At 62.7% G+C, this 18970-nt stretch carries 21 protein-coding genes, 1 tRNA gene and 1 riboswitch (1 of these 23 only partly in view); of the genes, 6 read left to right on the forward strand and 16 right to left on the reverse strand.

Annotation, left to right across the window (positions count from 1 at the left end):
• Positions 1 to 32 carry the 5' portion of a protein-methionine-sulfoxide reductase catalytic subunit MsrP gene (gene msrP / locus TR36_RS00625; protein ID WP_045388547.1) on the reverse strand. 871 nt of this gene lie to the left of the window's left edge, so the window shows 32 of its 903 coding nt (coding positions 1-32); the start codon lies at positions 30 to 32; its stop codon lies beyond the left edge, outside the window.
• Positions 33 to 143: 111 nt separating this feature from the next.
• Positions 144 to 2756 carry an ATP-dependent chaperone ClpB gene (clpB, locus tag TR36_RS00630; protein WP_045388545.1) on the reverse strand — a complete coding sequence of 871 codons (2613 nt, stop codon included), beginning with the start codon at positions 2754 to 2756 and terminating at the stop codon, positions 144 to 146.
• 210 nt (positions 2757 to 2966) lie between these two features.
• On the opposite strand from clpB, the gene TR36_RS00635 reads away from it, so the two are divergent.
• Together TR36_RS00635 and pyrF are read left to right on the forward strand one after the other, a co-directional pair.
• Positions 2967 to 3212 carry a hypothetical protein gene (locus TR36_RS00635; RefSeq protein ID WP_045388543.1) on the forward strand — a complete coding sequence of 82 codons (246 nt, stop codon included), beginning with the start codon at positions 2967 to 2969 and terminating at the stop codon, positions 3210 to 3212.
• Positions 3213 to 3332: 120 nt separating this feature from the next.
• Complete coding sequence (gene pyrF, locus TR36_RS00640; RefSeq protein ID WP_045388541.1) at positions 3333 to 4022, forward strand: orotidine-5'-phosphate decarboxylase; 690 nt, start codon at positions 3333 to 3335, stop codon at positions 4020 to 4022.
• Between the two features lie 39 nt (positions 4023 to 4061).
• Here the strand turns inward: pyrF and TR36_RS00645 are convergent, their stop codons facing one another.
• Together TR36_RS00645 and aroC are read right to left on the reverse strand one after the other, a co-directional pair.
• Complete coding sequence (locus TR36_RS00645; protein ID WP_045388539.1) at positions 4062 to 4331, reverse strand: hypothetical protein; 270 nt, start codon at positions 4329 to 4331, stop codon at positions 4062 to 4064.
• A gap of 136 nt (positions 4332 to 4467) precedes the next feature.
• Positions 4468 to 5571: a chorismate synthase gene (gene aroC, locus TR36_RS00650; RefSeq protein WP_045388537.1), complete on the reverse strand. Its 1104-nt coding sequence runs from the start codon at positions 5569 to 5571 to the stop codon at positions 4468 to 4470.
• Positions 5572 to 5668: 97 nt separating this feature from the next.
• Positions 5669 to 5765, forward strand: a riboswitch (TPP riboswitch).
• Positions 5766 to 5797: 32 nt separating this feature from the next.
• Here aroC and thiB point away from each other — a divergent pair.
• From thiB to TR36_RS00665, 3 genes are read left to right on the forward strand one after another with little or no spacing between them, the layout of a single operon-like run.
• Positions 5798 to 6760 carry a thiamine ABC transporter substrate binding subunit gene (gene thiB / locus TR36_RS00655; protein WP_062762078.1) on the forward strand — a complete coding sequence of 321 codons (963 nt, stop codon included), beginning with the start codon at positions 5798 to 5800 and terminating at the stop codon, positions 6758 to 6760.
• Positions 6736 to 8247: an ABC transporter permease subunit gene (locus TR36_RS00660; RefSeq protein ID WP_062762081.1), complete on the forward strand. Its 1512-nt coding sequence runs from the start codon at positions 6736 to 6738 to the stop codon at positions 8245 to 8247. The genes thiB and TR36_RS00660 overlap by 25 nt, the downstream gene beginning before the upstream one ends.
• A 16-nt stretch (positions 8248 to 8263) precedes the next feature.
• Positions 8264 to 8926, forward strand: a complete 663-nt coding sequence (locus TR36_RS00665) for an ATP-binding cassette domain-containing protein (RefSeq protein ID WP_045388530.1) — start codon at positions 8264 to 8266, stop codon at positions 8924 to 8926.
• Here TR36_RS00665 and TR36_RS00670 read toward each other — a convergent pair.
• The 9 genes from TR36_RS00670 to TR36_RS00710 all read right to left on the reverse strand — a co-directional run bounded on the left by TR36_RS00670 (position 8914) and on the right by TR36_RS00710 (position 15355).
• On the reverse strand, positions 8914 to 9492 hold the full coding sequence (locus TR36_RS00670) for a cytochrome c1 (protein ID WP_192841300.1): 579 nt from the start codon (positions 9490 to 9492) through the stop codon (positions 8914 to 8916). The genes TR36_RS00665 and TR36_RS00670 overlap by 13 nt on opposite strands.
• Positions 9492 to 10742, reverse strand: coding sequence for a cytochrome b N-terminal domain-containing protein (locus TR36_RS00675; protein ID WP_062762084.1), 1251 nt, complete (start codon positions 10740 to 10742; stop codon positions 9492 to 9494). The genes TR36_RS00670 and TR36_RS00675 overlap by 1 nt, the downstream gene beginning before the upstream one ends.
• Positions 10742 to 11350, reverse strand: coding sequence for a ubiquinol-cytochrome c reductase iron-sulfur subunit (gene petA / locus TR36_RS00680; RefSeq protein WP_062762087.1), 609 nt, complete (start codon positions 11348 to 11350; stop codon positions 10742 to 10744). Before petA ends, TR36_RS00675 begins: the two co-directional genes overlap by 1 nt.
• Before the next feature lie 39 nt (positions 11351 to 11389).
• Positions 11390 to 12127: a TerC family protein gene (locus tag TR36_RS00685; RefSeq protein ID WP_045388524.1), complete on the reverse strand. Its 738-nt coding sequence runs from the start codon at positions 12125 to 12127 to the stop codon at positions 11390 to 11392.
• A gap of 84 nt (positions 12128 to 12211) precedes the next feature.
• Complete coding sequence (locus TR36_RS00690; RefSeq protein ID WP_045388521.1) at positions 12212 to 12505, reverse strand: hypothetical protein; 294 nt, start codon at positions 12503 to 12505, stop codon at positions 12212 to 12214.
• Between the two features lie 66 nt (positions 12506 to 12571).
• Positions 12572 to 13465, reverse strand: coding sequence for a lysylphosphatidylglycerol synthase transmembrane domain-containing protein (locus tag TR36_RS00695; RefSeq protein ID WP_062762090.1), 894 nt, complete (start codon positions 13463 to 13465; stop codon positions 12572 to 12574).
• A gap of 5 nt (positions 13466 to 13470) precedes the next feature.
• Complete coding sequence (locus tag TR36_RS00700; RefSeq protein ID WP_045388518.1) at positions 13471 to 14973, reverse strand: hypothetical protein; 1503 nt, start codon at positions 14971 to 14973, stop codon at positions 13471 to 13473.
• A gap of 106 nt (positions 14974 to 15079) precedes the next feature.
• The gene (gene ykgO / locus TR36_RS00705) at positions 15080 to 15205 is read right to left on the reverse strand and encodes a type B 50S ribosomal protein L36 (protein ID WP_045388515.1); all 126 of its coding nucleotides are present in this window, start codon (positions 15203 to 15205) and stop codon (positions 15080 to 15082) included.
• Positions 15206 to 15280: 75 nt separating this feature from the next.
• Positions 15281 to 15355 (reverse strand) — tRNA-Val (locus TR36_RS00710).
• 127 nt (positions 15356 to 15482) lie between these two features.
• Between TR36_RS00710 and TR36_RS00715 the strand changes: the two genes are divergently transcribed.
• The gene (locus tag TR36_RS00715; protein ID WP_045388512.1) at positions 15483 to 16349 is read left to right on the forward strand and encodes an N-formylglutamate amidohydrolase; all 867 of its coding nucleotides are present in this window, start codon (positions 15483 to 15485) and stop codon (positions 16347 to 16349) included.
• On the opposite strand, the gene TR36_RS00720 is transcribed toward TR36_RS00715, so the two are convergent.
• From TR36_RS00720 to TR36_RS00730, 3 genes are all read right to left on the reverse strand, one after another.
• Complete coding sequence (locus tag TR36_RS00720; protein WP_045388509.1) at positions 16350 to 17603, reverse strand: DNA polymerase IV; 1254 nt, start codon at positions 17601 to 17603, stop codon at positions 16350 to 16352.
• 34 nt (positions 17604 to 17637) lie between these two features.
• Entirely contained in the window at positions 17638 to 18507 is an 870-nt protein-coding gene (locus tag TR36_RS00725) for a DMT family transporter (RefSeq protein WP_045388506.1), read from the reverse strand.
• Positions 18508 to 18572: 65 nt separating this feature from the next.
• Positions 18573 to 18863, reverse strand: a complete 291-nt coding sequence (locus TR36_RS00730) for an HU family DNA-binding protein (protein ID WP_045388503.1) — start codon at positions 18861 to 18863, stop codon at positions 18573 to 18575.
• Positions 18864 to 18970: the final 107 nt, after the last annotated feature.

Genomic DNA, 18970 nt, shown 5'->3' on the forward strand with positions numbered 1-18970 from the left:
TCGGACCATTTGAGATCATTGCGATAGCGCATGTTCGGCGTCTCCTTTTATAGCAGTCTGGCAGAAAAGCGCCGAATTCCAACAAAAACCCGCTCACGAATACGTAGGGCGCGGAAATGATCCGCGCCCTCCAACTGCTATAATCAATGAACCACGACATCCTGCGGCTTGTCGCGCCGGCTACCGCTGACATGATCCCCGACGATCAGACCCTCCGGCCCCGCGCTGACGGGAAGTGCCGTGCCATCCGCCAGCTTGCCCGACAGGATCATCTCGGCCAGCGGATCCTGCAGATGGCGCTGGATGACCCGCTTCAAGGGACGTGCACCGAATACGGGATCATACCCTTCGTCCGCCAACCATGTCCTGGCGGCATCATCTAGCTCCAGCGTGATCTTGCGCTGCGCCAGACGGCCCAGCAGATGGCGCAGCTGGATATCCACGATGCCCGACATATCGGCCCGCCCCAGACGATCAAAGATGATCGTTTCATCCAGACGGTTCAGGAACTCGGGGCGGAAATGCCCGCGGACAGCTTCCATGACCGCGGCACGGGCAGGGGCGGGATCGGCCCCATCCGGCAGTGCGCTTAGGGCATGGGCCCCAAGGTTCGACGTCAGGATGATCAGCGTCTGCTTGAAATCGACCCGCCGCCCCTGTCCGTCCGTCAGCACACCGTCATCCAGAACCTGCAGAAGCACGTTGAACACGTCGGGATGGGCCTTCTCCACCTCGTCGAACAGCACGACCTGATAGGGCCTGCGCCGAACAGCCTCGGTCAGCACGCCTCCTTCGTCGTAACCGACATATCCTGGAGGGGCGCCGATCAGACGGGCAACGGCGTGTTTCTCCATGAACTCGGACATGTCGATCCGGACCATCGCCTGATCGTCGTCAAACAGATATTCCGCCACGGCCTTGGTCAGTTCGGTTTTCCCCACACCGGTCGGCCCAAGGAACAGAAAGCTGCCAAGCGGACGGTTTTCATCGTTCAGCCCTGCCCGCGCCCGGCGTACGGCATTGGCCACAGCCGTCACGGCCTGCGACTGGCCGATGACACGACGTCCCAGCTCGTCCTCCATCTTCAGCAGCTTGTCCCGCTCCCCTTCCAGCATCTTGCTGGTTGGAATACCGGTCCACCGTTCCACCACCTCGGCAATCTGTTCAGGGCGCACCGCTTCCTCGACCATCAGGCCGTCCGTGGCACTGTCGGCTTCGGACAGGCGCTTTTCCAAGGACGGAATGGTGCTGTACTGCAGCTCCCCTGCCTTGGCGAAATTGCCTTCGCGCTTGGCCACGTCCAGATCGGCACGCGCACGGTCCAGCTCTTCCTGCACATTGCGCGAGGCCTGAAGGCGGTCCCGCTCGGCCTGCCATTGCGCGGTCATGGCGTCCGCACGTTCACGCAGGTTGCCCAGATCCTTTTCCAGCCGCTCCAGCCGGTCAACACTGGCGGCGTCATCCTCCTTGCGCAGCGCTTCCTGCTCGATCTGCATCTGCAGGATCTGACGATCCAGCGCATCCAGTTCCTCGGGCTTGGAGTCCACTTCCATCCGCAGCCGCGATGCCGCCTCGTCCACCAGATCGATCGCCTTATCCGGCAGGAAACGGTCCGTGATGTAGCGATGCGAGAGCGTCGCCGCAGCCACCAGCGCAGAGTCGCTGATCCGCACGCCATGGTGCAGCTCGTACTTCTCCTTGATCCCGCGCAGGATGCTGACCGTATCCTCGACCGTCGGTTCGGACACCATCACCGGCTGGAATCGGCGGGCAAGGGCCGCGTCCTTCTCTACATACTTGCGGTATTCATCCAGAGTCGTAGCCCCGACGCAGTGCAGCTCTCCGCGCGCCAGCGCAGGCTTGATGAGGTTGGCCGCATCCATCGCGCCATCTGCCTTGCCTGCCCCGACCAGCGTATGCATTTCGTCGATGAACAGGATCACCTCACCGGCTGCGGCCTCGATCTCCTTTAGAATGGCCTTCAGCCGCTCCTCGAACTCACCACGGTATTTTGCGCCGGCAATCAGTGCACCCATATCCAGCGCCATCAGGCGTTTGTTGCGCAGGGATTCCGGCACATCGCCATCCACGATCCGCAAGGCCAGACCTTCGGCAATCGCGGTCTTGCCCACGCCCGGTTCCCCGATCAGCACCGGATTGTTCTTGGTGCGCCGCGAAAGCACCTGCATCGTCCGCCGGATTTCATCATCCCGACCGATGATCGGATCGATTTTGCCCTGTTCGGCCGCCTCGGTCAGATCACGGGCATATTTCTTCAGCGCGTCATACCCCTCCTCGGCCGAGGCACTGTCGGCTGTACGCCCCTTGCGGATGTCATTGATCGCCGTGTTCAGCGCCTGCGCGGAAACACCGCCTGCAACCAGCGCCTCCTTGGCTTTCGAGGCCACCAGCACCAGTGCGGTCAACACCCGTTCCACCGGAACAAAGCTGTCACCGGCCTTGGTCGCAACCTTTTCCGCCTCGTCCAGCACCCGGACCAATGCAGGGTCCATGAACGGCTGCGCATCGCCCGATACCTTGGGCAATTTGCCGACCGTCAGATCCAGTGCCTCGGTCACCCGCGCCGGATCGCCGCCCGCGCGCCTGATCAGATTGGAGGCAAGCCCCTGATCATCGTCCATCAATGCCTTCAGCAGATGCTCCGGTGCCAACCGCTGGTGGCTTTCCCGTGTCGCAATCGTCTGGGCCGCCTGCAGAAAGCCGCGCGACCGCTCCGTGAACTTTTCCAAATTCATCGGTTGTTCTCCTTTGTTACAAGCCCCCGAGCCGGCGCCCGCATTCGGCACACCAATATCGGGTCTCGGATAGGAAGATGCGTAGCGAAAGGGCCTGTTGCAAGACCATCCTGTGGATAAAATCACTCATCCGTGACGTGACGGGCCTGTCCCTGTTGGAACAAACGCGCGTTTCATAGGTTGACATGGTGTAACACAAAGGATGACGCCATGCGTATTCTCTCAGCCCAAATCGAACATGCCCGCTATGCCCGCGATTTCGGACAGGTTGAGGCGATGGTGACGCTCTTGGTCAAGGACGAGCATCGTCCCGTCCCGTATGAGGTACGTATTCGCACTGCAGAACCGACGCAGGGCGAAAACCTGCGCAAGCGCCTGCTGGACAGCGCAAGCAACCTCTACCGGGCGCGGATTGACGTTGCGCCCGAGCGCCAGAGGTTTGACCGCGCCGCCTGAACCCCACCCCGATGATCCGCCCCCGCTGCATCTGCACCGGGGGCTTTTTCATGCTTCGGCGTTGACATGTGGCCCACCGTTCCGCATGCCCCTTTGGCAATGTCCCAGCGGAGAAGCCCGATGACCGATGATCGCCTGATAGTGGCACTTGATGTTCCGAATGTCGTGCAGGGCCTGGAACTGGCCGACCGCATCGGCGATGCGGCAGGTTTCTACAAGATCGGTCTGGGCATGCTGACCGGCGGCGGCTTCGCCTTGGCCAACGAACTGAAGCACGAACGTGGCAAACGCGTGTTCCTGGATATGAAGCTGTTCGATATCGGGGCAACGGTCGAGGCTGCGGTACGAGGCATTTCCCAGCACGGCCTTGATTTTCTGACGGTACATGGTGATCCGCAGGTGGTCAGGGCCGCAGCCGAAGGGCGCGCCGGAACCGATACCCGTATTCTGGCCGTAACAATCCTGACCTCTCTGGACCGGGCCGATCTGGATGCAAACATGATCCGCGCGGGTGACCTGACCGAAATCACCGTGGAACGTGCAGCCCGCGCGCTTGAGGCCGGCGCCGATGGCGTCATTGCCAGCCCGCATGAGGCTGCCCTGATCCGTGCGCTGCCACAGGCTGCAGGGAAATTGATCGTCACCCCCGGTGTCCGCCCCGAAGGCAGTGACGCAGGCGACCAGAAACGTATCGCGACACCTGCATCCGCCATTGCGGCTGGGGCAGATCATATCGTGGTGGGCCGTCCCATCTGGAAAGCTGCCGATCCCGCGAAAGCCGCCGAAGCCATCATCCAGAGCCTGACATAAAAAGGGCGGCCCCAAGGCCGCCCTTTCTCATATCATATATCAGGGTGTTTCCGTCACGCCGGAATTGCCGGTCGTGCTTTCGGGTGCCACTGTCGTATCGGGGACAGCTGGCTGCGTTGATTGCGTCTGCCCCGAGATGGCTGGCGCTGCCGTATTCTCTTCTACGGCCGGGCTTGAAAACGCGAACCAGAGGATTGCCAAGAGAGCAATCACCGCCGCAACGATCAGAAAGATAGAGCTTCCGGAACGTTCGGCTTGTACGGTTCTGGGCGGGGCACGAAGGTGGTCGTCATTGCGATAGTCGGACATTAGATAGCTCCTCTGTCTGTATGACCAATCAACCGCCCCATCCGATAAAAGTTCCCGTCCCGAAGGCAGTATGCCCCATGAAACAAGGCCGGCCCCCGGCCCCGTTCATGGTAACGTCCTGAGGGGATGCACGGAATCAGCTGCCGATATGCCCGCGTAAACCACCGGTCTGTCCGCGGTCCAGCAGCAGATGGTCCAGCAGGACGCAGGCCATCATCGCCTCGGCCACGGGAACGGCACGAATACCGACACAGGGATCGTGACGCCCCTTGGTGACCAGATCCACCTCTTCCCCCGCAACATTCACCGTCTGCCGGGGCGTCAGGATCGAGGAGGTCGGCTTGACCGCAAAACGAACGACAACATCCTGCCCGGTAGAAATGCCGCCCAGAATGCCGCCCGCGTGGTTGGACAGATAGGTCGGCGTACCTGCCCCCATCCGCATCTCGTCGGCATTCTCGCGGCCCGTCAGCGCGGCTGCCGCCATGCCTTCGCCAATCTCCACCCCCTTGACCGCATTGATCGACATCATCGCCGCCGCCAGATCGGTATCCAGCTTGGCATAGATCGGCGCGCCAAGCCCGGCAGGCACCCCCTGTGCCACAACCTCGATCAGCGCCCCTACGGAATCATGGGCCTTGCGCAGATCATCCAGATAGGTCGCCCATTCCGCGGCCATGATGGCATCCGGGCACCAGAACGGGTTCTGCGATACCTGTGCCAGATCGGCCCGACCGCGATCGATCGCATGCGGCCCCATCTGGACCATCATCCCCGTGATCACCAGATCCGGCACCATGGACGCCAGAACTGCCCGTGCCACACCGCCCGCAGCAACCCGCGCCGCCGTTTCCCGCGCGGATGACCGCCCGCCCCCGCGATAATCCCGCAGGCCGTATTTCATGTGGTATGTCACATCCGCATGGCCGGGGCGGAAACTGGTGGCGATATCGCCATAATCCTTGGAGCGCTGGTCCGTATTCTCGATCATCAGCTGGATCGGCGTGCCGGTGGTCCGCCCCTCGAACACCCCCGACAGGATGCGCACCTCGTCCGCCTCACGCCGCTGGGTCGTGAACCGGCTGGTACCGGGTTTGCGCTGATCCATGAATGTCTGGATGTATGTCTCGTCCAGCGCGATGCCGGGCGGACAGCCATCAACGGTCGCGCCCAATGCCGGCCCGTGGCTTTCCCCCCAGGTGGTGACGCGGAACATATGCCCGAAGGTATTAAAGCTCATCCACCGACTCCTTTTTTCCCATGCTTGGCATAGGGCAAACCGCCGCGCGGGAAAACCCGCTTCGCGCTGGACAGGGCAGGGCGTAACCCCTACATCACAATGAACCTCGGGGGGCCCAAGGGCTGAGACGCGATCGCGGACCCGTTGAACCTGAACCGGCTGATACCGGCGGAGGGAAGGTGCATGGACGGGCCAGCCCTTTGCCTTTGTCAAGAAGGGATGCCCCATGCGCCATATTCTTGCCTTTCTATGCCTGATCCCCGCCGCCGCCGGGGCGCAGGATCTGACCGTGATGACCTATGACAGCTTTGTCAGCGAATGGGGGCCGGGCCCGCAGCTGAAACAGGGATTCGAGGAGGAATGCGACTGCACCCTCCGTTTCGTGGCACCGGGCGATGCGGCGGCTGTCCTGTCGCGCCTGCGCCTGGAAGGGACGCGAAGCACGGCGGATGTCGTCGTTGGCCTTGATACCAACCTGATGGCCGAGGCGGAACAGAGCGGCCTGTTCGCCCCCCATGCTGCCACCCCAGCGCTGGACCTGCCCATCGAATGGACCGATCCCACGTTCCTGCCGTTTGACTGGGGCTGGTTCGCCATCGTGATGAACAAGGGCACCCCCGTGCCCCATAGCTTCGAGGAACTGGCTGCGTCCGACCTGAAGATCGCCATTCAGGACCCACGGTCTTCTACCCCCGGACTGGGACTGGTCATGTGGATCAAGGCCGCCTATGGCGATCGCGCGCCCCGGATCTGGGCCGATCTGGCCGATAACATCCTGACCGTGACACCCGGCTGGTCCGAGGCCTATGGCCTGTTCACCGAGGGAGAGGCCGATGCTGTCCTGTCCTATACAACCTCGCCTGCCTATCACGCGATTGCGGAAAACGACCCGTCCAAAGTCGCGGCAATCTTCAACGAAGGGCATTACCTGCAGGTGGAGCTGGCGGCCAAGCTGGCAACCAGCAAGAATTCCGATCTGGCAGATCGGTTTCTGGCCTATCTTCTGACCCCGGCTGCGCAAACGGTCATTGCCAATACGAACTGGATGTATCCGGCACATGAGGTGCCGCTGCCCGACGGCTTTGGCGATCTGCCCCGCCCGGAAAAAACGTTGTTTCTGGCCCCTTCCGAGGTGGCCGATATCCGTGATGCAGCGGTCCGCGAATGGCAGGCCGCGCTTTCGCGCTGACTGTCGGCGCGGCGATCGTCGCGCTGACGCTCGGCACCCTTGCTCTGGTCGGGCTGCGGGCAGAGGGCGGCTGGTCCACGGATTACAGCGCCTTGCGATTCACCGTTGTTCAGGCGGCATTGTCGGCGCTGATTTCGGTCGGGGCCGCAATTCCCGTTGCCCGCGCACTGGCGCGGCGGCGCTTTCGCGGGCGGGGCGCGCTGGTGGCCCTGCTGGGGGCCCCGTTTCTGCTTCCGGTCATCGTGGCGGTTCTCGGGTTGTTGGCCGTGTTCGGACGATCCGGGGTCCTGAACCAATTGACCGGCCTCGCAGGTCTGCCGCGGATTGATATCTATGGATTGCACGGCGTCGTTCTGGCGCATGTGTTCCTGAACATGCCGCTTGCCGTCCGCCTTATCCTGCAAGGCTGGCTGGCCATTCCGGCAGAAAGGTTCCGTCTGGCGCAATCGCTCGGGCTTGGCCCCCGCGGTATTTTCCGCCATCTGGAACGCCCCATGCTGCAAGAGGTGCTGCCCGGCCTGACGGCATTGATCTTCGTAATCTGCCTGACCAGCTTCGCCGTGGCCCTGACATTGGGCGGCGGGCCCGCCGCCACTACGGTGGAGCTGGCCATTTATCAGGCCCTGCGCTTCCAGTTCGATCTGGGGCGGGCGGCCAGCCTTTCGGCCTTGCAGTTCGGATTATGCGCAATGGCCGTTCTTCTGGCATTGCGGCTTTCGGCCCCCGGCGGCTTCGGACGTGGATTGGACCGCGTTGTGGATATCGCGCCGGCGGGCTGGCGACGCGGCTCCGATACGCTGGTACTGGTGCTGGCGGCCCTGTTTCTGATCGTGCCTTTGGGGGCGGTGGCCCTGCGCGGCGCCCCGATACTGGTAGACTTGCCTGCCGGTGTCTGGTGGGCGGCCGCACGGTCGGTGCTGGTTGCCTGCGGCTCCAGCGTTCTGGTAACGGGGGCGGCACTGGCCTTGGCCCTGACGCCGGGGCGGTGGGTGGATCTGGTGGCAATGCTGCCTCTGGCCGCTTCGTCCCTTGTCATGGGAACAGGGTTGTTCATCGGGTTGTATCCGCTGGTCGCGCCCGAGGCGGTGGCCCTGCCCGTTACGCTGATGGTGAATGCGGTTCTGGCCCTGCCATTTGCGTTCCGCATCCTGCGCCCTGCCGCCACCACGCTGACATCGGATTATGGCGTGCTTGCGCAATCCCTCGGACTGCGGGGGGTTGCACGATTGCGCTGGCTGACGTGGCCCCGGCTGCGGGCGCCCTTGGGGTTTGCCGCGGGGGTCAGTGCGGCGCTTTCAATGGGGGATCTCGGCGTTATCGCGCTTTTCGCCGCCCCGGACAGGCCAACTCTGCCGCTGATGGTCCAGCAGCTTCTGGGGGCCTACCGGATGGATCAGGCGGCAGGGGCGGCACTGCTTCTGGTTCTGCTGTCATTCGGGCTGTTCGCCTTGCTGGATTGGGGGGGGCGCCGTGGCTCTGCATTGTGAAAACATCGATATCCGGATGGATGATTTCCGCCTGACGGCCAACTGGCGGATTGAAACCGGTGCCCGTGTTGCCATCATCGGCCCGTCCGGTGCGGGAAAATCCACATTGTTGATGGCCTTGGCCGGATTCATCCTGCCGTCTGCGGGGCATATCCTGTGGAACGGGCAGGATGTGACCCGTATGCCCCCCGCAGATCGCCCCATGACGACCCTGTTTCAGGATCAGAACCTGTTTCCGCATCTGAGCCTGACGCAGAACCTCGGCTTGGGGATTTCGCCACGACTGCGGCTGCGCAAGGACGACCATTCCCGCATCAATGCCGCACTGGACCGCGTGGGGCTGGGCGGAATGGGCGCGCGCAAACCGGCCTCGCTTTCCGGAGGGCAACAAGGGCGCGCGGCATTGGCACGCGCGCTGTTGCGGGACAAACCGGTTCTGATGCTGGACGAACCTTTTGCCGCGCTCGGGCCAGCCCTGAAGACCGAAATGCTGGGGCAGGTGGCGGATGTTGCCGATACGACCGGGGCCACCGTGCTGATGGTAACGCATGATCCCGCAGATGCACGGCGGCTGTGCGGGCAGACCATCCTGCTGGCCGAAGGGGTGGCGCATCCTCCGCAGGATACGATCCCCCTGCTGGATCATCCGCCCCCTGCGCTCCGCGCCTATCTGGGCTGACGCCGCCAGACGGACCGAGTGGTCAATGCCAGAAGCACCGCCAGAACCAGAAGGTATGCCACTGCGGTGAACCCCGATCGCTTGCGCGCCGCCATGTTCGGATCGGCAGCCCACGCCAGAAATGCCGCTACGTCTTCGGATTGTGCTGCATCCAATCCTGTAGGTGGCATGGCAATCCAGCCCCCTGCAAATTCGGTATTGCCGTACAGATAGGCGCCATGATCTTCCCGCTCCTCTCCGGTATATCCCTGCAGCAGCGCCCGGATGTGATCGGGGTTGCTGCGGGCCCGGGCCATCACGCTCAGGTCAGGGGCCTCGGGCAAGGCGGAGGGGGGGAAATGATCGGTCGGCGTGCCGATGGCCGCAATGGCCGCGGCATCCAGTGCCGGGCCATCAGGATCCCCCAGGCTACGCAGGGGCACATGCTTCAACCCGTGGCAGGCGCTACAGGTATCGGTGTAGACCTCCAGACCCCGACGCAGCTGATCGCTGTCATAGGTCTGGAAAATTCCCTGCGCCACAGCGGGCGGGGCCATCAGCATCGCGACAAGGAGCGCTATCTTCATCATGCGCGTCCGATCGTTTCGGGAAGGGCGCGCGTCCGTTCCCTGCGCGATAGCACAGGCAGAATGACCAGAAAGAACCCGAACCAGTACAGGGTGCCAATCAGCCCCCAAGGCCCCTCACCGGATCCAGCGCCGCACCACCCCAGCATCACGAAATCCGCCGCAAGCAATAGGGCCGCCACGCGAAACACCGGCCTGTATCGGGCCGATCGAACCGGTGAACGATCAAGCCACGGCAGAAACATCAGCACCAGCACCGAAGCAAACAGTGCCAGAACCCCCAGAAATGCCGCATCCAGCAGCCCGCCACTGATCCAGTGCAACGCCTGTACTGGCCATAGATCCGGCGTGATCGACCGCAGGATGGCGTAGAACGGCAGGAAATACCATTCGGGGGCGGCATCGGTAATGGGCCCTCCCGCCTCCACGAAATTCTCGGGGTGGGCAAAGGTATCGGGACCAAAGGTGGCGACGGCAAAGAATATGACCAGCACCAGCACAAGGGCCAGCAGATCCTTCAACACGAAATAAGGCCAGAAGGGCAGCGTATCGCGGGCATTTCCCTCCGGATCCTGCCGCGGCTCCACCCCGTCGGGGTTGGAATTGCCGCTGACATGTACCGACCAGATATGCAGCGCCATCAGCCCCAGGGCCACCATCGGCAGCAGATAGTGCAAGACGGCAAAACGGTTCAACGTGGCATTTCCCACCGATGGCCCGCCCAGAACCCAGGCTTGCAGCGCATCGCCCACCCAGGGAATCGTGCCGAACATTCCGGTCACAACGGTGGCGGCGCCCACCCCCATACTGCCCCACGGCAGGACATACCCCATGAAGGCCACGGTCATCAGCACCAGATACATGGTCATGCCGATAAGCCATGTCACCTCTCGTGGGGGCTTGTGGCTGCCGTAGTAGATGCTGCGGAAAATATGGAAATAGATGGCGATGAAGAACAGCGATGCGCCATTGGCATGAAGAGACTGCAAAAGCGCCCCCCCGTTCACATTCCGGACAATGCGCTGGATGCTGGCAAAGGCCAGCTCTGTCTGGGGTGTGTAGTGAAAGGCCAGCACCGCCCCCGTCACGATCTGCAGCCCCAGGCAGAACACGAGGATGATTCCCCAGACCCACATCCAGTTCAGATTGCGCGGCGTTCGGGCGGCAAACAGATGGTGAATGATCCCCGGAAGGGGCAGGCGGCTTTGCAGCCAGCGCGCCGCCGCACTTTTGGGACGATAAGGTTCCATCAGACAGCCGTTCCGATCCGAAGCGTCGTGGCATCCTCGAAGCGCGCCACGGGAATATGCAGGTTCTCCGGTGCAGGACCTTTGCGGATACGGCCCGCACTATCGTAATGCGAACCATGGCAGGGACAGAACCAGCCGTTGTAATCCCCCGCCTCGTTGCCAAGGGGGACGCATCCCAGATGGGTGCAGACACCCAGCATCACCAGCCATTCTCCATCAGGATCCAGGCTGCGATTGGCATCCGACGCATCGGCATCCGAGGATATATTGGCGTTTTCGGCGCGCTGGTCCCGAAGATCGGCCAGGGGCACAGACCGGGCCTCGGTAATTTCGGCTTCGGTCCGGCGGCGGATAAAGACGGGCTTGCCCTGCCATTGCACCGAAATCTGCTGGCCCCGCTCCACGCCCGACACATCGACGGTGATGGTGGACAGTGCACGGGTATCCGCGGCGGGGTTCATCTGCCGCACCAGCGGAATGGCCGCCCCCCCGACGGCCACACAGCCCGCACAGCCGGTGGCATAGTACAGAAACTCGCGACGGGAACCTTCGGGGTCGGACACGGGGGGCACCGGAATGTTGCTTCGTCGGGCATTACCTGCCCGCATCCGGTCATAAACCCGGATGGGGCAAGCGTCCAGCGCAGGTCAGCTGCGCGATTTGCGGGCCCGGCGGTTGCGGGCGATCATGTTCATGAATTCCACCCCGGCCGAGAAGGCCATGGCAGCATAGACATAGCCCTTGGGCACGTGGAAACCGAAACCTTCGGCAATCAGCGTGGTTCCGATCAGCATCAGGAACGAAAGAGCCAACATGATGATCGTCGGGTTCTTTTCGATGAAGTTCGCCAGCGGGTTGGCCGCCAGCAACATGACCGTCACCGCCACGACAACCGCGATGACCATGACGGGCACATGGGGCGTCATGCCTACGGCCGTGATGATGCTGTCGATCGAGAAGACCAGATCCAGCACGAGGATCTGCGCGATCGCCGCCCCGAATGTCATGCCCACGGCCCCTGCAACGGTTTCGGTCTTGTCCTCGGGGTCCATGGCATGATGGATTTCCTTGGTCGCCTTCCATACCAGGAACAGGCCACCGGCAATCAGAATCACATCCTTCCACGAAAATTCATTGCCCATGATCGTGACCAGAGGCTCGGTCAGCTGCACGATCCATGACACCGTGGCCAGCAGCCCCAGCCGGAGAATCAGCGCAAGGCCGATCCCGATCCGGCGGGCGCGTTCGCGGTTTGCCGGCGGCAGCTTGTTGGTCAGAATGGAGATGAACAGCAGGTTGTCGATGCCCAGCACCACCTCCATCGTGATCAGCGTCGCCAGCGCGATCCAGACAGTGGGGTCAGAGAAGATCGAAAGGAATTCCACAAAAGTGCTCCGGTAAGATGGGTTCGCAATGATGTGGAGTGCCGAAGCCGTGATCGCGCTGTGGCGGGGTGTCGCAGGGCAGGGCTATAGCCTGCGAATACGGACCCGCCCCAGCAGCGCCGCGTCGATTTCCACGCCCCCGCCATTCCAGCGGAACGTGCGGCGCAGGCGGGCGGCCCCGTTGGTCTGGCTGTCACCCAAGGCCCTGCGATCCGACGGGCGGTGAATCGCCAGCCCCTCGGACAGATCATCCAGCGCCTCTTCGGCACGCTGGTCGGTCCGGCCATCCTGCAACCCGCGCCTGACGGCCCAGATGGCCACGGCCACCAATCCGGTACGCAGGGCAACAACAGCAAGCGGGCGAAGCGGAACGGGCATGGGGCGATCCCTGGAAAAGGCGCAGTCACATGGAAAGACTAGGGTGAGCCGTCCCTTGTGTAAAGTTCAGCCGGGCTGGCGTACAAGTTGCGGTCGTCGCAGGAAAAACGCCCCCGGAGAGGCGGCCAGCAGCGCCATGGCCCCGAAGGCCACGCTTGTCGCGATCGCCGCTTGGGGCCCGACACCGGCCACCGGCAAAAACAGAACGGCCGCCCCCTCCCGGAACCCCCAGCCTGCAACGGATGCGGGAATCAGCATCGCCGACAGAATCACGGGAACCAGCGCCGCGGCAGCGATGGGGGAAAGTTCGGCCCCGATCGCCTCTCCGCAGAAGGCGAAGGCAAGGATGTTGCAGGCGGCAATCACCAGACCGAGTGCGCTTTGCCGTGCCCAGATATCCAGAATTCCACGGCGGATCGCATTGCGCACACGCTCGGGGATGATGAAATACACAGCCGGAAGCGCCACGGCGATGCCGATACCGATGATGAATGGCGTGGCCCCGATGCGCCACGGTACCAGCCCCTGCGTCATGGCCACCGACAATCCGGTGATCATGATCGCCAGCATGCCGACCTGCCCGCTGATCCGTTCAATTGCGACACCGGCCCCCGAGGTGGCCATGCTGTCCCCCTTGACGCGTACGGCGCGGGCCACATCCCCTGCAACACCGCCGGGCATGGTCTGGTTCAGGAACTGCGCAAGATAATATTCGGTCACCGCCACCCGCAGCGGCAGGAACTGGCCCAGCCGGTTGGCCGTCATCTTCCACCTTACGGCGCACATCTGGGTCTGCGCGTGAATGATCACCACAGCAGCCAGCAGCCACCATGGATTGGCCTTGCGCAATTGCGCCGCAATTTGCTGCCCGTCCGCGAATACCCATAGCGCGCAGAGAATCAGCAATGGCACCACGAGGCGGGCAACCCGCCAGATCGGCGCGTCCTTGTTGAATCTCAAAACGCTTATCCTCCAAAGGCGGTCAGAAACCGGTCCCGAAACAAATCCATCGGCCATGCCGCAACGGTTTCATCGGGGATCAACCCGTCCGTCCAGCTCCAGCCTGCGATCCGGTCCACGAGACCCGCAGGCCCGATGATGTGGACCGGCACGTCGCGGTTGTCCATCTCGGCCACGAAGTTTGCGGGCTGATGATCGCCGAGAACCACCAAAAGCGGCGGATTTCCGGCCTGTCTTTTCGCAAATCCCATAACAGCGCGCAGGGAATAGGCGATTGCCGCGGCATATTGGCTGCGGATGGTGTCCGGATCGGCCCAGATTTGTTCAGGACTGCGGTCATCCCAGCCCTGCCCGTCAAACACCGAACCATCCCCCACGTCATCCCATGGAATCATTCCGATCACCGGCACCCATGGCGCATGGGAGGAAACGAGCGATACCTCGGCCAGCAGCGGCGCGTCATGCGGGGCACGCATCCGTCGTTCCAGCACAGACAGCGTGTATTGATCCGGCATCGTCACCCAGTTCAGCGGTTGGCCCCGATAGGCAAGCGTTTCGGCATCCAGAATCTCATCAAAGCCCAGCTTCGGCCCCTCGGGCCATTCCAAGGTGATCGCCGGAGCGACAGAGAGGGTATGCCGCCCCGACTGCTGCCCCAGATGGAACAGGGTACGCCGCGGGCTGTCCAGCAGTGCCCCGTACCTGCTTTGGCTGTTGATCCATAGCCCCGAGGCCAATGTGCCATGTGCCAGCCAGCTTTGCCCCCCCGAAACGGGTGAGGTCAGCCAGCCGGATCGCATCGACAGACCAGCCTGACGCAGATCGGCCTCGGCACCCCGCAGCAGATCGATATGGGCGGCATAGCGGGGATTGTCGAAGCTTGTGCGGCCATAACTTTCAACGAACAGGATCGCCGCGTCATGATTTCCCAGCCCCGCCAAGACAGTCGCGGCCCCGTCAAATGGATCGGCCGCTGATTCGGCCTGAAAGATGGCCCGATCGGCCAAGGCGGTTCGGAACTCTGCCGCCTTGCGCAGGACAAACGTGGTATTCTGTGCCTGATGCGGCACAAAAGGGGCCAGCATCGCCAGTGTCACCCCCGGTATCCATATCCTTTGCTGGCACAGCGACCAGCGTGCGGCAAACCCCAGCAGGACAAGTGCCCCTGCACCTGCCACCAGACCGATCGTCAGCCGCAGTGCGCCGATTGCCCCGCCTGCCGTTTGCCAGGCCGCCCTGACCAGCGGCCAATCCGACAGCAGATCGAACGGTCGATGAAAGGCCGCGAGCATTCCGGCCTCCAATCCCTTGAGGATGACAAGGCCCGCCAAGGCGGCCAGAACCGGCCCGCGCAGCATAGGGAATGCCGCGATTACCAGAATCACCGGCAGTTCCAGCGACAGAAAGGCGGCGGGCAGAGCCGGGGCCGCCGGAATCCATAGCACCAGCCCCAGCAGCAAGGCTGCCGCCAGTGGTCGCCATACTGTCCAAGGGTTCGAAATGATCATCCGGCGTACGCGCTCATTCGGTCAGACCTGTCTGCACGGCATTGGACATACGAAAAGGCCGCCGGGGAACCCCTGCGGCCTGTCGTATACATCCGTGAAGCGGATATCAGCCCTGACGAGCCTTGAAGCGCTTTTGTGTCTTGTTGATCACATAAACGCGGCCCTTGCGGCGCACGACCTGGCAATCGCGGTGGCGCAGCTTGAGCGAGCGGAGCGAGTTCGCAACCTTCATCTCTAATCTCCCATTCGCGGCGCGCGTGCGCCTTGAAAATACAATTTGCCCCCGCGTTTGGGGGCGGTGATAGAATGGTGGGCGGTACTGGGATCGAACCAGTGGCCACTACGATGTCAACGTAGTGCTCTACCGCTGAGCTAACCGCCCACGCTGCCGATAAGGACCGTCGTCCATGTCGGTGTGGCGCGTCTATAATCAGAGTCGCGGGGCGGATCAAGGGCTTTCAGCACAAGATCAAACCGGCTTATAAAATCGGAGTGGAGGAACCTGCCCGATGCCGGACACCGATACCTATCATCTGACCCTGCCCGAAACAGGGGGGCGGGTGCCTGTCGTCTTCTCCTCGCCCCATAGCGGCCGGAATTACGCCGAAGCCTTTGTACACAGGTCCAGATTGGATGATCTGGCGATCAGATCCTCCGAAGATGCCTTTGTGGAGGAGCTGTTTTCGGCGGCCCCTATCCATGGTGCCCCCCTGATCGCAGCCAAGGCGCCACGTGCCTTTGTCGACCTGAATCGGGCTGCGGATGAATTGGACCCTGCTGTCATCGAAGGGGTACAGCGCGCCCCGCACAATCCGCGCATCGCATCCGGCCTCGGGGTGATTCCCCGAGTCGTTTCGCAGGCGCAGCCCATCTACACCGGCAAGCTGACCATGGCCGAGGCGCAGAATCGCATTGCCGCCTATTGGGCCCCCTATCACGCACAGCTTCGCAGCTTGATGGATGCGACCCGCGCAGATTTTGGCACGGCACTGCTGATCGATTGCCATTCCATGCCGCATGAGGCCATCACGGGCCGCGCGCGCCATAATATCCCGCTGGCGGATGTGGTGCTGGGAGATCGCTTTGGCGCGGCCTGTGGACAGGCCCAGATGGAACAGGTGGAGGAAGCATTCCGGACAGCGGGCCTGCGGGTCAGCCGGAATGCCCCCTTTGCGGGGGGGTATATCACGCAAGCCTATGGCCGCCCGGCCAAGAACCAGCATGCCATCCAGATAGAGATTGACCGCGCGCTGTACATGGATGAGGCCCGGATTGAAAAACGTGCCGATTTTCAGGAATTTGCAGCGCTGATCCAGCGCATCGTCGCCGATCTGTGCCGGATTGACGGCACGGCCCTGCCTTTGGCGGCGGAATAGCTACCGCAGGGCCCGCCCCTTGATGATCGCATCCGCACCAAACCGCGCCCGGATGGCATCGGTTGCTGCCTCCGCCCTGCGCCGGCGGGCGGCATCGGGGTCCAGCAGATCACCGGCCCTGTCTGCCTGATCCCCGGGACCCAGATCCGCAATGCCGATTCCGATCAACCGCACGGCCCCGATCGGCCCCGCCGCATCCAGCAAGCGCCGCCCCTCGGTATAGATCCGGTCGGCGGATTGCGTCGGATCCCCCAAGGCATGGCGGCGGGTAATGGCGCTGAAATCCGCCCTTTTGAGCTTTATGGTAACGGTCCGCCCCGCCATATCGCGCGCCTTGGCCCGATCGGCAACCTGCACCGCCAATCGCCACAAATGCCCGTCCAGAATGGCCGGGTCAGCGGTATTCTCGGAAAACGTGGTTTCCTTGGAAATGGATTTCACGGCCCGATCGGGTGCCACGGGTCGCGTATCCTCGCCCCGTGCCAAACGCCAGAGCCGCTCCCCCATGGACCCGAAACGTGCCGACAGATCGCGCCTGTCCCATCGCAGCAGATCGGGGATTGTGCGGATACCAGCGCTCTCCAGCGCCGCCTGCGTGGCTGTTCCCACGCCCCAGATCACCTTGACCTTCTGCTGCGCCAGAAACGCCGGTGTTTCGGCCTGCCCGATCACCGAAAACCCCCGCGGCTTATCCAGATCAGAGGCAATCTTGGCCAGAAACTTGTTATGTGACAGCCCGATCGACCCGGAGACACCTAGCTCCGTTTCCATCCGTTGCACCAGACGTGCCATCAGCAGGGCAGGCGGTGCGCCGTGCAGCCGGGCTGTGCCCGACAGATCCATGAAAGCCTCATCCAGCGAAAGCGGCTCTATCCTTGGTGTCAGGGCGGCCATCATGTCGCGAATAGCACGGCTGACCTCGACATAAACATCGAACCGCGGCGGCACGACCACAGCCTCGGGGCACAGACACAGCGCCTGAAACATCGGCATCGCAGAGCGCACTCCGGAAATCCGGGCGATATAGCAGCAGGTCGCCACCACCCCGCGTGTACTACCACCCACGATCACGGGCCTGTCCCGCAGATCCGGGTTATCGCGTTTTTCCACGCTGGCATAGAATGCATCGCAGTCCATATGCGCGATCGGCAGATCATACAGCTCGGGGTGGGAGAGGATACGCGGACTGCGGCACGCGGGACACCGCGCACCGCATTCGAACAGGGTCAGACAGGCGCGACACAAACTGGGCATGATACGCCGGATATAAGGCCTCGTGCCCCGACACTCAAACCCGTCTGGCCTTTGATCTTTGCACCGCCAGAATACCGGCCGCCACCACAAGAACCCCAACGACGTCCCACGGCCCAATTGTTTCGCCCAACAGCAACGAGGCGATCACCAATCCGAAAAACGGGTTCAGAAAGTGGAACGATGCCCCACGGACCGCCCCGATCCGCGATACCAGTGCAAACCAGACCCAGGTTGCCAGCAGTCCCGAGACAAAGGCGGTATAAAGAAAGGCGATGACAAGGCGAGGCGTCAGGTGAAGGCGGAACGGTTCCACGATCGGGGCGATCAGCCACAGAACCACCGCACCGACCAGCATCTGCAGGCCCACGATCATCATGAGGTTGCCATTGCCGGCGGCACCCTTCACGAACAACGTGGCCGCAGCCAGCGCCACCACGCCCACGACGCAAAGGGCGGTCCCCATCGGATCCGTCCCCCCCGACAGGCGGGACCCCATGATGATCAGAACCCCCGCAGCCCCCATCGCCAGGCCGAAGAGGCCCAAGGGGCGCACCTTTTCGCCCAGAACGGCCCATGCCATTGCCGCCGCCACCAGCGGCATGCTGGCCGCGATGATCGAGGCGAACCCCGCATCGACCGATTGCATGGCCACAAAATTGCATCCCAGATAGATCACGTTCTGGCACAGGCCGAACAGAATGGTCCCACGCCACTGCTCCCGCGTCAGCCGCGCCGTCTGGCCCATCAAACGGGCGATGATGACACCGACAATTCCGGCAAGCAGGAACCGGGCGGCGAGTGCGTGCAACGGAGCCGCCTCCAGCACCACCATCCGCGTGGCCGTGAAGGCCGAGGACCACATCAGGGAAAACCCGAGTCCCATCAAAAGCGAGCGTATATCCATAACGTCCCCGAAAACGAAAAAAGGGCCGCCAAATGGCGACCCTTGGGCTGGCCCAGAATGGCCGCTCAGCTGTTTACGCTGTCTTTCAGCGCTTTTGCTATCGTTACCTTGACCTGCTTGTCAGCCGGTTTGGTCATTGTTTCGCCGGTGGCGGGGTTGCGAACCTGACGCTCGGGGCGCTCGCGGCACATCACTTTGCCAAGGCCCGGAAGCGTGACAGCGCCACCGCCCGAAACCTCGCGCGTGATGATCGCTGCGATCGCGTCCAGCGCGGCAGTTGCGGTTTTCTTGTCCCCGCCCATTTCCTCGGCAAGCGTTGCGACCAGCTGGGTTTTGGTCATCGGTTTGGTGGACATTCGCTGTCTCCTGATCGTGTTTATTCTCGCCCCATATAGGGCAGCTAAGCCGCTACACAGCTTTTTTTCAGGTATAGCAAGCCTTTTTCACGTGGTTTCGCGGCGGA

Source organism: Falsirhodobacter sp. alg1, from assembly GCF_000739715.2.
In the GTDB taxonomy this organism is placed as follows: Bacteria; Pseudomonadota; Alphaproteobacteria; order Rhodobacterales; family Rhodobacteraceae; genus Falsirhodobacter.

Bases quoted from the DNA above. Each gene is read 5' to 3' on its own strand.
- TR36_RS00700 (WP_045388518.1), bottom strand. From the start codon at position 14,973: ATGATCATTTCGAACCCTTGGACAGTATGGCGACCACTGGCGGCAGCC.
- TR36_RS00635 (WP_045388543.1), top strand. From the start codon at position 2,967: ATGCGTATTCTCTCAGCCCAAATCGAACATGCCCGCTATGCCCGCGAT.
- TR36_RS00720 (WP_045388509.1), bottom strand. From the start codon at position 17,603: ATGCCCAGTTTGTGTCGCGCCTGTCTGACCCTGTTCGAATGCGGTGCG.
- TR36_RS00690 (WP_045388521.1), bottom strand. From the start codon at position 12,505: ATGCCCGTTCCGCTTCGCCCGCTTGCTGTTGTTGCCCTGCGTACCGGA.
- TR36_RS00665 (WP_045388530.1), top strand. From the start codon at position 8,264: ATGGATGATTTCCGCCTGACGGCCAACTGGCGGATTGAAACCGGTGCC.
- petA (WP_062762087.1), bottom strand. From the start codon at position 11,350: ATGCGGGCAGGTAATGCCCGACGAAGCAACATTCCGGTGCCCCCCGTG.
- ykgO (WP_045388515.1), bottom strand. From the start codon at position 15,205: ATGAAGGTTGCGAACTCGCTCCGCTCGCTCAAGCTGCGCCACCGCGAT.
- TR36_RS00660 (WP_062762081.1), top strand. From the start codon at position 6,736: ATGGCAGGCCGCGCTTTCGCGCTGACTGTCGGCGCGGCGATCGTCGCG.
- TR36_RS00725 (WP_045388506.1), bottom strand. From the start codon at position 18,507: ATGGATATACGCTCGCTTTTGATGGGACTCGGGTTTTCCCTGATGTGG.
- TR36_RS00675 (WP_062762084.1), bottom strand. From the start codon at position 10,742: ATGGAACCTTATCGTCCCAAAAGTGCGGCGGCGCGCTGGCTGCAAAGC.
- TR36_RS00645 (WP_045388539.1), bottom strand. From the start codon at position 4,331: ATGTCCGACTATCGCAATGACGACCACCTTCGTGCCCCGCCCAGAACC.
- thiB (WP_062762078.1), top strand. From the start codon at position 5,798: ATGCGCCATATTCTTGCCTTTCTATGCCTGATCCCCGCCGCCGCCGGG.
- TR36_RS00715 (WP_045388512.1), top strand. From the start codon at position 15,483: ATGCCGGACACCGATACCTATCATCTGACCCTGCCCGAAACAGGGGGG.
- TR36_RS00670 (WP_192841300.1), bottom strand. From the start codon at position 9,492: ATGAAGATAGCGCTCCTTGTCGCGATGCTGATGGCCCCGCCCGCTGTG.
- pyrF (WP_045388541.1), top strand. From the start codon at position 3,333: ATGACCGATGATCGCCTGATAGTGGCACTTGATGTTCCGAATGTCGTG.
- aroC (WP_045388537.1), bottom strand. From the start codon at position 5,571: ATGAGCTTTAATACCTTCGGGCATATGTTCCGCGTCACCACCTGGGGG.
- TR36_RS00730 (WP_045388503.1), bottom strand. From the start codon at position 18,863: ATGTCCACCAAACCGATGACCAAAACCCAGCTGGTCGCAACGCTTGCC.
- clpB (WP_045388545.1), bottom strand. From the start codon at position 2,756: ATGAATTTGGAAAAGTTCACGGAGCGGTCGCGCGGCTTTCTGCAGGCG.